General features: G+C 73.7%; 7 protein-coding genes and 1 riboswitch. Of the genes, 5 read left to right on the top strand and 2 right to left on the bottom strand.

Annotated features, from left to right (window positions below; all coding sequences use genetic code 11):
- Positions 1 to 105: 105 nt before the first annotated feature.
- On the bottom strand, positions 106 to 3,729 hold the full coding sequence (cobN, locus tag AB0O00_RS17615) for a cobaltochelatase subunit CobN (RefSeq protein ID WP_363652702.1): 3,624 nt from the start codon (positions 3,727 to 3,729) through the stop codon (positions 106 to 108).
- A 160-nt stretch (positions 3,730 to 3,889) separates the two neighbouring features.
- A riboswitch (cobalamin riboswitch) is annotated at positions 3,890 to 3,975 on the bottom strand.
- Positions 3,976 to 4,309: 334 nt separating this feature from the next.
- Here cobN and AB0O00_RS17610 point away from each other — a divergent pair.
- Genes AB0O00_RS17610 through AB0O00_RS17600 form a run of 3 tightly spaced genes read left to right on the top strand, consistent with a single transcriptional unit; the run spans position 4,310 to position 7,799 of the window.
- Positions 4,310 to 5,635, top strand: a complete 1,326-nt coding sequence (locus tag AB0O00_RS17610; RefSeq protein ID WP_363652700.1) for a cobalamin biosynthesis protein CobG — start codon at positions 4,310 to 4,312, stop codon at positions 5,633 to 5,635.
- On the top strand, positions 5,632 to 6,258 hold the full coding sequence (locus tag AB0O00_RS17605) for a precorrin-8X methylmutase (protein ID WP_363652698.1): 627 nt from the start codon (positions 5,632 to 5,634) through the stop codon (positions 6,256 to 6,258). The genes AB0O00_RS17610 and AB0O00_RS17605 overlap by 4 nt, the downstream gene beginning before the upstream one ends.
- A complete protein-coding gene (locus AB0O00_RS17600) occupies positions 6,255 to 7,799 on the top strand; it encodes a precorrin-2 C(20)-methyltransferase (protein WP_363652696.1) in 1,545 nt (514 codons plus the stop codon). Before AB0O00_RS17605 ends, AB0O00_RS17600 begins: the two co-directional genes overlap by 4 nt.
- A gap of 171 nt (positions 7,800 to 7,970) precedes the next feature.
- On the opposite strand, the gene AB0O00_RS17595 is transcribed toward AB0O00_RS17600, so the two are convergent.
- Complete coding sequence (locus AB0O00_RS17595; RefSeq protein ID WP_363652695.1) at positions 7,971 to 9,710, bottom strand: TIGR03767 family metallophosphoesterase; 1,740 nt, start codon at positions 9,708 to 9,710, stop codon at positions 7,971 to 7,973.
- A gap of 456 nt (positions 9,711 to 10,166) precedes the next feature.
- On the opposite strand from AB0O00_RS17595, the gene AB0O00_RS17590 reads away from it, so the two are divergent.
- Positions 10,167 to 11,366, top strand: a complete 1,200-nt coding sequence (locus AB0O00_RS17590; RefSeq protein ID WP_363652694.1) for a cobalt-precorrin-5B (C(1))-methyltransferase — start codon at positions 10,167 to 10,169, stop codon at positions 11,364 to 11,366.
- A gap of 168 nt (positions 11,367 to 11,534) precedes the next feature.
- Positions 11,535 to 13,064, top strand: a complete 1,530-nt coding sequence (locus AB0O00_RS17585) for a UDP-N-acetylglucosamine 1-carboxyvinyltransferase (RefSeq protein ID WP_363652692.1) — start codon at positions 11,535 to 11,537, stop codon at positions 13,062 to 13,064.
- Positions 13,065 to 13,122 lie beyond the last annotated feature (58 nt).

Raw genomic sequence — 13,122 nt, 5'->3', positions numbered from 1 at the left:
CACGTCACCCGGATGGGTGACGTGAACACCACGTTTGGAACACCCGGACGGATCGGCCCGGACGGATCGGCCCGGCCCGGTGGACTCAGCCCTCGCCGGGGAGCGTCAGCCCTCGTCGCCCTCCAGGTCCCCCTCGGTCTCCAGGAATGCGGCCTGCAGCTGCTCGATCAGCTCCGGGTCCGGCTGCTCCCAGAGCCCGCGGCTCGCCGCTTCCAGGAGCCGTTCGCTGATCCCGTGCAGCGCCCACGGGTTGGCGCCGGCGAGGAACTCCCGGTTGACGGGGTCCAGCACGTACTCCTGGGTCAGCTTTTCGTACATCCAGTCCGCAACTACGCCCGTAGTGGCGTCGTAGCCGAACAGGTAGTCGACGGTCGCGGCCATCTCGAACGCGCCCTTGTAGCCGTGCCGGCGCATCGCCTCGATCCAGCGCGGGTTGACCACCCGGGCGCGGAACACGCGGGCGGCCTCCTCGGTGAGCGTCCTCGTGCGGACGGTCTCCGGGCGGGTCGAGTCGCCGATGTAGGCGGTCGGCGCCTTGCCGGTGAGGGCGCGGACGGTGGCGACCATGCCGCCGTGGTACTGGAAGTAGTCGTCCGAGTCGGCGATGTCGTGCTCGCGCGTGTCGGTGTTCTTCGCGGCGACGGTGATCCGCTTGTACGCGGTCTCCATCTCCTCGCGCGCCGGGCGCCCGTCGAGCCCGCGCCCGTACGCGTAGCCGCCCCACACCGTGTAGACCTCGGCGAGGTCGGCGTCGGTGCGCCAGTCGCGGCTGTCGATCAGCTGGAGCAGGCCCGCGCCGTAGGTGCCGGGGCGGGAGCCGAAGACGCGGACGGTGGCCTTGCGCTCGTCGCCGTGCACGGCGAGGTCGGCCTGCACGTGGGCCCGGACGTAGTTGTCCGCCTCGGCCTCCTCCTGGGCGGCGGCCAGGCGCACCGCGTCGTCCAGCAGCGCGACGACGTGCGGGAACGCGTCGCGGAAGAAGCCGGAGATGCGCAGCGTGACGTCGATTCGCGGACGGCCGAGCTCCTCGAGCGGGATCGGCTCCAGGCCGGTGACGCGGCGCGAGGCGTCGTCCCAGACCGGGCGGACGCCGAGCAGGGCGAAGGCCTCGGCGATGTCGTCGCCGGCGGTGCGCATCGCGCTGGTGCCCCAGAGCGAGAGCCCGACCGAGGGCGGGAAGGCGCCGTCGTTGTCGGCCCGGTAGCGCTCGACGAGCGAGGAGGCGAGGGCCTGGCCGGTCTCCCAGGCGAGCTTGCTGGGCACGGCCTTGGGGTCGACGGAGTAGAAGTTGCGGCCGGTGGGCAGCACGTTGACCAGGCCGCGCAGGGGGGAGCCGGACGGCCCGGCCGGGACGAAGCCGCCCTGGAGCGCGTGCAGGACGGCGTCCAGCTCGTCGGTGGTGGCGGCGAGGCGCGGCACGACCTGGGTGGCGGCGAACGCGAGCACCTCGCGGACGGCTTCCTGGACGGTCTCCGGCAGCGCGGCGGTGACCTTCTCGACGGCCTCGGGCGCCCAGTCCTCGGCCTCCATGGCCTCGACGAGGGCGCGGGCCTGCGCCTCGGCCGCGTCCGTGGCGCCGAGGGTGAGCGCGGCCTCGTCCAGGCCGAGGGCCTCGCGCAGGCCGGGCAGCGCGCTGACGCCGCCCCAGATCTGGCGGGCGCGCAGGATGGCGAGCACGATGTTGACCCGGTCGGTGCCGGCCGGGGCCTGGCCGAGGACGTGCAGGCCGTCGCGGATCTGGGCGTCCTTGACCTCGCACAGCCAGCCGTCGACGTGCAGCAGGAAGTCGTCGAAGCCGTCGTCCTCGGGGCGCTCGTCCAGGCCGAGGTCGTGGTCGAGCTTGGCGGCCTGGATGAGCGTCCAGATCTGGGCGCGGATCGCGGGGAGCTTGGCCGGGTCCATCGCGGCGATGTTGGAGTGCTCGTCGAGGAGCTGCTCCAGGCGGGCGATGTCGCCGTAGGAGTCGGCGCGGGCCATCGGCGGCACGAGGTGGTCGACGAGGGTGGCGTGGGCGCGGCGCTTGGCCTGGGTGCCCTCGCCCGGGTCGTTGACCAGGAACGGGTAGACGAGCGGGAGGTCGCCGAGGACGGCGTCGGGGCCGCACTCGGCGGACAGCGCGGCGGTCTTGCCGGGCAGCCACTCCAGGTTGCCGTGCTTGCCGAGGTGGATGACGGCGTGGGCGCCGAAGCCGCCGTCCTCCTGCGCGGCCTCGATCCAGCGGTAGGCGGCGAGGTAGTGGTGGCTCGGCGGCAGGTCGGGGTCGTGGTAGATGGCGACCGGGTTCTCGCCGAAGCCTCGCGGCGGCTGGATGAGGACGAGCAGGTTTCCGGAGCGGATCGCGGCGAGCACGATGTCGCCGTCGGGGTTCTGCGAGCGGTCGACGTACAGCTCGCCGGGCGCCGGGCCCCAGTGCTCCTCGACCTGCTCGCGCAGGGCCTGCGGGAGCCCGGCGTACCAGCGGCGGTAGTCGGCGGCGGGGATGCGGACCGGGTTGCGGGCCAGCTGGTCCTCGGTGAGCCAGTCCTGGTCGTAGCCGCCGGCGGCGATCAGGGCGTGGATGAGCGCGTCGCCCTCGTGGGCGTCGTCGTCCCCGTCGAGGACGGGCAGGTCCGAGCCCAGGTCCATGCCCTCCTCGCGCAGCCGGTCCAGGAGGCGGACGGCACTCGCCGGGGTGTCCAGGCCGACGGCGTTGCCGACGCGGGCGTGCTTGGTCGGGTAGGCGGACAGCACGAGCGCGAGGCGGCGTTCGGCGGCCGGGATGTGCCGCAGGCGGGCGTGCTTGACGGCGGTGCCGGCGACGCGGGCGGCGCGCTCGGGGTCGGCGGCGTAGACGGTGAGGCCGTCCTCGTCGAGCTCCTTGAAGGAGAACGGGACGCTGATCAGGCGGCCGTCGAACTCCGGGACGGCGATCTGGGTCGCGGTGTCCAGCGGGGACAGGCCGTCGTCGCTGGCCTCCCACTGGGCGCGCGACCAGGTCAGGCACAGGGCCTGGAGGATCGGGCGGTCCAGCGCGGCGAGCGCGCCCGCGTCCCAGGCCTCCTCGTCGCCGCCGGCCTGCGCGTCGGCGGGCCGGGTGCCGCCGGCGGCGAGCACGGTGGTGACGATCGCGTCGGCCTCGCCGAGGGCGGCCAGCAGCTCGGGCTCGGCGCCGCGCAGCGAGGCGCAGTAGTAGGCCTTGGCCTGGGCGCCCTTGTCCTCGATGGCCCGGCACAGCGTCTCGACGAAGGCGGTGTTGCCGCTCATGTGGTGGGCGCGGTAGTAGAGCACGGCGACCGTCGGACCGCTCTCGGTACGGGCTTCGCGCTCCAGCGGGCCCCAGGCCGGGGCCGAGGCGGGCGGGGCGAAGCCGTGGCCGGTGAGCAGCGCGGTGTCGGACAGGAAGGCGCCGAGCTCGGCCAGGTTGGCCGCGCCGCCGTGGGCGAGGTAGGCGTGCGCCTCGGCGGCGATGCCGGCCGGGACGGTGGACAGCTCCATCAGCTGGGCGTCGGGGGCCTGTTCGCCGGTCAGGACGACCACCGGGCGCGGGCCCGCCAGCAGCGCGTCGAGGCCCTCCTGCCAGGCGCGGCGCCCGCCGAGCAGGCGCACCACGACGAGGTCGGTGCCCTCGACCAGGGCGGGCAGGTCGGCGGGGGCCAGCCGCGCCGGGTTGCCGAGCCGGTAGGGGACGGGGCCGGCCGAGGCGCGGGCGCTGAGCAGGTCGGTGTCGGACGTCGACAGCAGCAGGATCATGCGAAGGCCCTCCCGGCCTCGGTGGTGGCCGGGGCGGCCGCGACGGCGGCGGCCCGGGTGGCCTTGGTCGTGGCCGGGGACGCGGGCGCGGGCATGCGACAGAGGTGGTGCATTTCTGCCTTCCTCGGGGTCCGCGCCCCGGGCCGGTGGAGGACGGCGGGAGTTCCTGGCTCCCGCGGCCACCGGGCGTCCCGGTGAGCCGCGGTCACAGTGGCGGGACCGCACCGGGCTTGCACCGGTTTCCTCCCCTGCGCCGTCGCGGGCGTCGGGCGGTCCGCGGGGACCGCCCGCCAGCATCGTACGGGGTGTGGCTGACCTGGGGGAGAGCGAGTTTCGACCCGGCCGGTGCGGGTGCGGACGCCTTCGAGGTGCGGGGGAGGCGCGGGCGCGGGGTGCGCGCGGGGTTGTGCGGTGGGTATGCGGTGAGTGTGCGATCAGGGCGTGGGCGGGGTGCGGACGGGGCGTGGGCGGCGCGTGCCCGGGTGCGCGGTGGCGGTGCGAGCGGGAGGCACGTGCCGGGAGCCGGAGTGTGATGCAGCGGACGGAGGCAACCGATCGGATCATCTGTATGCTCGCCGCCATGCCACCGACACCCGACGCCACCGCGCCGGGCGCCGCGGTGCCCGACCGGGGGCGCGCGGACGCCTGCCCAGGGGCGCTTCGTCTGCACACGGCCGACGACGGCGCCCTGGCGCGGGTCCGCCTGCCCGGCGGTCTCCTGACGGACCGTCAGGCACTCGCGCTGGCCGACGCCGCCGAGGCCCTCGGCGACGGCGAACTGGAGACCACCTCCCGCGGCAACGTCCAACTCCGGGGCCTGGCTTCGCACTGCGCGGCGGACCTCGCCGAACGGCTGCGCGCCGCCGGGCTGCTGCCCTCCGACACCCACGAGCGGGTGCGCAACATCGTCGCCTCGCCACTCGCCGGCCTCGACACCCGGGCCGGCGCCGACGTGCAGACGTGGGTGCGCGAACTGGACGCGCGCCTGTGCGCGAGCGACTGGGCGGCCGGACTCTCCGGCAAGTTCCTGTTCGCGCTGGACGACGGCCGGGGCGACGTCGCCGCGCTCGACGCCGATGTGACATTGATCGCAGGCCCGGACGGCACCCGCCTGCTGCGCCTCGGACGGTCCGCGTCAGGACACCCCGTCGAGGCCGGGCGGGAAGTGACGGCCGTGCTGGACGCGGCCCGTTCCTTCCTGGACGCGCTGCGCGCGAGCGGACGCAAGGCCTGGCACCTGCGCGAAGTCCCGGACCTGCTGCCGGCCGGAACCGTGCCGCTGCCCGCGTTCACGGGGGCGGCCCCCGTCGTCGGCGCGCTGCCCGGCGGGCTGTCGGTCGGCCTGCGCTTCGGCCGGGCGAGCGCGGCGCAGTGGCGCGCGCTGGTCGCCGCCTGCGCCGGCGAACTGCGCCTGACGCCCTGGCGCGGAGCCGTCCTGCCGGGAGCCCCGGCCGAGCGGCTGGCCGACCTCGCCGCGGCCGGGTTCCGGACGCTGCCCGGCTCGCCCTGGGAGCGGGCCTCCGCCTGCACCGGGCTGCCCGGGTGCGCCAAGTCGCTCGCCGACGTGCGGGCGGACGCGGCGCGCGCACTGGACGCGGCGAGCGGCGGCGGCCTGCCCGTGCACTGGTCGGGCTGTGAACGGCGCTGCGGCCACCCGGCCGGGCGGTGGGTGGACGTGCTCGCCACTGGGCAGGGCTACCGGGTGACGGTGAACGGCCCGGCGGCCGGCCCGGTCGGTGGGGTCGGCGAGGTCGGCCCGGACGGCGAGGTCGGCCCGGATGGCGAGGTCGGCGCGGCCGTGCAGGCTTCCGCCGTGGACGTTTCCGCGATGGGGGTTTCCGCCGTGGATGTGACGAACGAGGAGATGGCCGAGGCGGTCGCCGAGGCCAGGAGGACCACGAAGTGATCGAGTACGAGAAGGACGGCGCGTCCATCTACCGCCAGTCCTTTGCCACCATCCGCGCGGAGGCCGACCTGGCCGCCCTGCCGGCGGACGTCTCCCAGGTCGCGGTGCGGATGATCCACGCCTGCGGGATGGTCGACCTGGTCGAGGACCTGGTGTACTCGCCCGGCGTGGTCGCCTCCGCGCGCGCCGCGCTGCGCGCCGGTGCGCCGATCCTGTGCGACGTCAACATGGTCGCCAGCGGCGTGACCCGCAAGCGGCTGCCCGCCGACAACGAGGTCGTCTGCACTCTCACCGACCCGTCCGTCCCCGAACTCGCCCGCACGATGGGAAACACCCGCAGCGCCGCCGCCATGGAGCTGTGGCTGCCCCGCCTCGAAGGCGCCGTGGTGGCCGTCGGCAACGCGCCGACCTCGCTCTTCCGGCTCCTGGAGATGATCGAGGCGGGTGCGCCGCGCCCGGCCGCGGTGATCGGCGTGCCGGTCGGCTTCATCGGCGCCGCCGAGTCCAAGCAGGCCCTGGCCGAACACCCGTCCGGCCTGGAGCACCTGGTGGTGCGCGGCCGGCGCGGCGGCAGTGCGATGGCCGCCGCCGCCATCAACGCGATTGCGAGCGAAGAAGAGTGACGGCCCGTCAGAACGAGCGCCAGAACGACCCTCAGGGCGCCTCCACCGGTCGTCTCTACGGGGTCGGGCTCGGGCCGGGCGACCCGTCGCTGGTGACCGTCCGCGCCGCCGAACTCATCGGCAAGGCCGACGTGGTGGCGTACCACAGCGCCCGGCACGGGCGGTCCATCGCGCGCTCGATCGCCGAGCGGTATCTGACGGGTGGCCAGATCGAGGAGAAGCTGGTCTACCCGATCACCGTCGAGACCACCGACCACCCCGGCGGCTACCGGGGCGCGCTCGACGACTTCTACGAGGAGGCCGCCGCCCGGCTGGCTGCCCACCTGGACGCCGGGCGCGACGTCGTCGTGCTCGCCGAGGGCGACCCGCTGTTCTACGGCTCCTACCAGCACATGCACAAGCGGCTCGCCCACCGCTACCCGACCGAGGTGGTGCCGGGCGTGACCTCCGTCAGCGCGGCGGCGGCCCGGCTCGGGCAGCCGCTGACCGAGGCGGAGGAGACCCTCACCGTCATCCCGGGCACGCTGCCCGAGGAGGAGCTGGCGGCGCGGATCGCCTCCGCGGACTCGGCCGTGATCATGAAGCTCGGGCGCACCTTCCCGGCCGTCCGCCGCGCGCTGGAGCGGGCGGGCCGGCTGGAGGACGCGCAGTACGTCGAGCGCGCGTTCATGGAGGGGGAGCGGATCCTGCCGCTCGCCGAGGTCGACGGCGAGAGCGTGCCGTACTTCTCGGTGGCGGTACTGCCGAGCAAGGTCGCGCCGCTGGAGCCGGTCGTGCGGACGGCGGACGGGACGGGCAGCGTGACCGTCGTCGGCACCGGACCGGCCGGGCCGCTCTGGCTCACCCCGGAGGCGCGCGGCGCGCTGGCCGAGGCCACCGACCTGGTCGGCTACACCACCTACCTGGCCCGGGTGCCGGAGCGGCCGGGGCAGGTGCGGCACGGTTCGGACAACAAGGTCGAGTCGGAGCGCGCCGAGTTCGCGCTCGACCTGGCCCGGCGCGGGCGGCGGGTCTGCGTGGTGTCCTCGGGCGATCCGGGCGTCTTCGCGATGGCCACGGCCGTGCTGGAGGTCGCCTGCGAGGAGGCCTACCGGGACGTGCCGGTGCGGGTGCTGCCGGGCATGACCGCGGCGCACGCGGCCGCCTCCCGGGCCGGCGCCCCGCTGGGGCACGACTACGCGGTGGTCTCGCTGTCGGACCGGCTCAAGCCGTGGGACGCGGTGGCCCGCCGCCTGCGCGCGGCGGCGGCGGCGGACCTGGTGCTCGCGCTCTACAACCCGGGCTCCAAGTCGCGGACGACGCAGGTCGGCCTGGCCCGGGACCTCCTCCTGGAGTACCGCGCGCCCGAGACGCCCGTGGTGATGGCGCGCGACGTCGGCGGTCCGACCGAGCGGGTCCGGATCGTGCGGCTCGGCGAGCTGGACCCGGCGCTCGTCGACATGCGGACGATCCTGCTGATCGGCTCGTCGCAGACGCAGGCCGTCGAGCGCGGCGGCGGCGTCGAGGTCGTCTGGACGCCGCGGCGGTACCCGGAGGCCTGACGGCGGGCGGGTGACGGGCGGCAGGTAACAGGGAACAGAAAACAGATAACAGCTGACAGATAACGAAATCTGTCAGCTGTTATCTGTTACCCGTCAGCTGTCACTCGTCAGCCGTCACCCGGTTGAGGTCCCGCCGTCAGCCGTTACCCGGTTGGGCCCCGCCACCACCCGTCACCGCGTCGGCTTGGTGATCAGCAGCTCCGTGTTGTGGTCCTGCCCAGAGCCGAGCAGCGCGGCCGGCCGGCCGTACGGGTCGTTGTACGAGAGCTCGCGGTAGAGCGCGGCCAGGTTGGCGTCGGACGTACTGGCGAAGTCGGTCCCGTACGGCGCGTCGGACTCGATCAGCGTCGTGAACAGGGACAGCGTGCCGTCCCCGTTGTCCGCGATCTCGATGATCCGGCCGTGCTGCGGGTAGTCGATGTGGGAGGCGGTGTTGATCTCCCAGAACGCGCGCTCCGCCACCGCGTGCCCGTGTGCCGTGATCTTGTTCATGTGGGTGTGGCCGTTCACCCACGCGACGACGTTCGGATAGCGCTGAAGCAGTGCCACCAGCTCGTTGCCGTCGTGCCGCTTCTCGAAGATGTTGCGCGGGTCGGGCAGCAGGTTGCCCATGGTGCCGCTGGTGTGGTGGCTGAAGACCAGGATCAGGTCGTCGGTGCTGCCCCCCGTCACCTTCCGCCCGTCGCCGTCGTACCAGTGCCCGCTGTGCGCCTTCAACTGCTGCTCCAGCCAGCGCAGTTGCGCGGTGCCGAGCGAACCGTCCGCGAATCCGGCCTGGTTGGTGGTGTCCAGGCTGATGCCGAGGACCTTCTCCGAGATGCGGAAGGTGTAGAAGAGCTTGCCGCTGTTCACCATGTCCGAGGTGAAGCCGTGGCCGTGCGGGCCCGCGCCGGTGACCGCCGGGTCGAGGTGGGCCTTCGCGAACTCCTTGAGCGTGAACGGCAGCCGGCGCTCGTCCGGGGTGATCTCGCGCACCGCGTCGCCGGTCGCCAGCAGCTTGCCGAGCAGCAGCGCGGCGCTCGCGGGATCGTGCCGCAGGGCCTCCATCAGCCGGCCGGCCTCGGCGTCGTCGCAGCCCTCCAGCTTGTACTCGCCGGTGTAGAGGTCGTTCAGCAGCCCGAGGTCCGGGAGCGAACCCTCCAGGCTGTCATCGTGGTTGCCGACCGTCGTGTACCAGGGCGTGCGCAGGCCCGGGGCGTCGAAGGGCCGGCCTGCGGCCGACAGGAAGCCGGGTATCTGCGGGAAGCCCTTGGCCTTGTAGCCGTCCTGGAAGGACAGTTCGGGGTTCCAGTAGGCGGAGCTGCCGGAGTTCTGCACGCCCTCGTAGCGGTCCGGGTCACCGGTGTTCTGGGCGAGGCGTCCGCCGCCCATCACGGTGAGGTACCAGTCGAGTTCGGCGTGCTCGTGGTTGTCGGTGTTGTCGCCGGTGGCCATCACCAGGCTGAACGGCATCCCGGTGTAGGGGCCGCCGGCGAGCGAGTTGACGCGCTCGACGAGGGCCGAGACACCGCGGGCGTTCAGGGTCTCGTGCGGCCGGTGCGCGGCGCCGAGGAACCTGGCCAGGTACTCGAAGCGGAACGGCGACTCGGTGTCGACCAGGTGCAGGTCGGAGAACTGGACGAAGCTGGCCAGCCCGGTGCGGCGGTCGTCGCGGCCACTGCCCGGGGTCGCGATGTCACCGCGGACGACCAGCGGCCAGCCCGGCCCGGCCGTCAGCCGCTTGTACGGGCCGCTGCCGACCGGCGTCGCCACCTGGTCGAGCGTGGTCCCGGTCACCCGGACGGCTCTCGCGGCGGTGGCCGCCAGCGCCTGGTCGCGCGCCGCCGCCGACGCGAACTGCGCGCCGCCCAGCGAAAGCGCCGCCCAGGCGGCGGCCACCGACGTGCCCGTCACGAACGTACGCCGACTCATCCCTGCCACGAAAACCCCGCATTCTGATGGCCCGGCCGGCTTCTCCGGCCCGGACCCCGTGTCATGAACCCGCATCTGGCGGAGCGACAGATTACTCACTGGTAGGCGGCGGTTTCGAGACCCGTGCAGAGAACTTCTCGGTAACGCGGGGCGGCCATTCCCACCGCCGCCACCACCGCTCCCACCAGCACCCCTGCCGACATCCCTGCCGGCACCCCCGCCGACATCCCTGCCGTCGCCCCGGGGCGGGATCCACCGGGCTCCGACCGAGGGCCCCGGTCGCCGCCCGGCCGGGTCCATGGGGGAAAATCGGCACCGGAGGCCGTTGCGGCCCTCCCGGGGCGGCGGCCGGAACAGTGACCGGTGCCGCAGCCGGGGGCGGCGGTCCGTGCGGCAATCGGTGCGGCAACGGGCGCAGGGGCCGCGACGGCGACCGAGACAGCGAGCGAGGCGGACGTGGCCGAACCGGGAGGCCGGGCCGGGCAGCTGAAGAGCAGCGGCCTGCGGCACGGGTGGACGACGGGCGCCTGCGCCACCGCCGCCGCCAAGGCCGCCTACACGGCGCTGCTCACCGGCGAGTTCCCCGATCCGGTGACCATCACCCTCCCGAAGGGGCAGCAGCCCGCGTTCGCCCTGGCCGCGGAGGAGCTCAGGCCGGCGAGCGACGCGGGCGCACCCGATGGTGCCGGCACACTCAGCGGCCCGGGCGCACCCGGCGGCCTGGGTGCAACCGGCGGCCCGAGCGCCATGGCCGGCGTGGTCAAGGACGCCGGCGACGACCCCGACGTGACCCACGGCGCCCTCATCCGCGCGACGGTGCGGGCCGGCGAGCCCGGTGCCGGGGTGGTGTTCCGGGCCGGTCCCGGGGTCGGGACGGTCACCAAGGCCGGCCTGCCGCTGCCCGTCGGCGAGCCCGCGATCAACCCGGTGCCCCGGCAGATGATCCGGGACGCCGTCGCCGAGGTGGCCGCCGCGCACGGCGGCACGGGGGACGTCGTCGTCGAGGTCTCCGTCGACCACGGCGAGGAGATCGCCCGCTCCACCTGGAACCCCCGGCTCGGGATCCTCGGCGGCCTGTCCATCCTGGGCACGACCGGCATCGTCGTCCCCTACTCCTGTTCGGCCTGGATCGACTCGATCCGCCGCGGCGTGGACGTGGCGCGCGCGGCGGGCCGCACCCACGTGGCGGGTTGCACCGGTTCGACGTCGGAGAAGGTCGCCGTCGCCGTGCACGGACTGCCCGAGGACGCGCTGCTCGACATGGGCGACTTCGCCGGCGCCGTCCTCAAGTACCTCAAGCGCCACCCGGTGCCGAGGCTGACCATCGCGGGCGGCTTCGCCAAGCTGTCCAAGCTCGCGGCCGGCCACCTCGACCTGCACTCGGCGCGCTCCCAGGTGGACAAGGGCTACCTGGCCGGGCTGGCCCGGCGCGGCGGCGCGGACGAGGCCCTGGCCGGGGCGGTGGCCGCCGCCAACACCGGGCTGGAGGCGGTGCAGTTGTGCCGGGCGGCGGGTGTGCCGCTGGGGGACCTCGTCGCCGAGGCGGCCCGGGCGACGGCGCTCGGCGTGCTCGTCGGCTCCCCGGTGGCGGTGGACGTCATCTGCATCGACCGCGCGGGCACCATCGTCGGACGGGCCGAGCCGCTCGGGCCGTGAGGTCCCGGGAACCCGGGCCGTGAACTCCCGGGAATGCGCGGAAAGCTCAGCAATATCTCATGGTGATGTGAAGATGTGACGCCCATACGGGGCGAGAAACGGACAAATGGAGCAGTGCGCCGCCTCCTGATTCTGTCGCCATCTCAAGCGTGAGATATGGTCTGCCGAGTGACAGGCGACTACCTCACCCGTATCGGCACCCTCATCCGTACCGCGCGCCAGCACCGCGGCTGGTCCCAGGCGCAGCTCGGCGAGGCCCTCGGCACCAGCCAGAGCGCGGTCAACCGCATCGAACAGGGCAAGCAGAACGTCAGCCTTGAGATGATCGCCCGCATCGGCGAAGCCCTCGACAGCGAGATCGTCTCCCTCGGCTACTCCGGCCCGATGCACCTGCGCGTCGCCGGCGGCACCCGCCTCTCCGGCGCGATCGACGTCCGCAGCAGCAAGAACGCCTGCGTCGCGATCCTCTGCGCCTCGCTGCTCACCACCGGCCGCACCACGATCCGCAGCGTCGCCCGGATCGAGGAGGTCTACCGCATCCTCGAAGTCCTCACCAGCATCGGCGTCAAGAGCCGCTGGATCAACGAGGGCCGCGACCTCGAACTCACCCCGCCGGCCGAGCTCGACCTCGCCGCGATGGACGTCGAGGCCGCCCGCCGCACCCGCAGCGTGCTGATGTTCCTCGGCCCGCTGATGCACCGCGCCGAGCGCTTCGCCATCCCGTACGCGGGCGGCTGCGACCTCGGCACCCGCACCGTCCAGCCGCACCTCACCGCGCTGCGCCGCTTCGGCCTGGAGGTCGCCACCACCGGCGGTGCCTACCACGCCTCGGTCGAGCCGGGCGTCCCGCTGGACCGTCCGATCGTGCTGACCGAGCGCGGGGACACCGTCACCGAGAACGCGCTGCTGGCCGCTGCCCGGCACGACGGCGTGAGCGTCATCCGCAACGCCTCGCCCAACTACATGGTCCAGGACCTGTGCTTCTTCCTGGAGAAGCTGGGCGTGAAGATCGAGGGCATCGGCACCACGACCCTCACCGTGCACGGCGTCCCGGAGATCACCTGCGACGTCGACTACACCCCGGCCGAGGACCCGGTGGAGGCGATGAGCCTGCTCGCCGCCGCCGTCGTCACCTCCTCCGAGCTGACGATCCGCCGGGTGCCGATCGAGTTCCTGGAGATCGAGCTCGCGGTGCTGGAAGGCATGGGCCTGGACTACGACCGCACCCCGGAGTACCGGGCGCACAACGGTCACACCCGCCTGGTCGACCTCACCGTGCGCCCGTCCAAGCTGACCGCGCCGATCGACACGATCCACCCGATGCCGTTCCCGGGCATCAACATCGACAACGTGCCGTTCTTCGCCGCGATCGCCGCGGCGGCGCACGGCACGACGATGATCCACGACTGGGTCTACGACAACCGCGCGATCTACCTGACCGAGCTGACCAGGCTCGGCGCGGACGTCAAGCTCCTCGACCCGCACCGCGTCCTCGTGCAGGGCCCGACCCGCTGGCGCGCCGCCGAGATGATGTGCCCGCCCGCGCTGCGCCCGGCCGTGGTCATCCTCCTCGCGATGCTCGCCGCCCAGGGCACCTCCGTGCTGCGCAACGTCTACGTCATCAACCGCGGTTACGAGGACCTCGCCGAGCGCCTCAACTCGATCGGCGCGCAGATCGAGACGTTCCGCGACATCTGACGGCCGGCGTCGGCCATCCGGGTCGGCCATCCGGGTCGGCGATCTGACGCTTGGTCAG

Origin of the sequence: Kitasatospora sp. NPDC093558 (assembly GCF_040683475.1) — a bacterium.
In the GTDB taxonomy this organism is placed as follows: domain Bacteria; phylum Actinomycetota; class Actinomycetes; order Streptomycetales; family Streptomycetaceae; genus Kitasatospora.
This window is presented reverse-complemented; position numbering and strand designations above follow the sequence as displayed.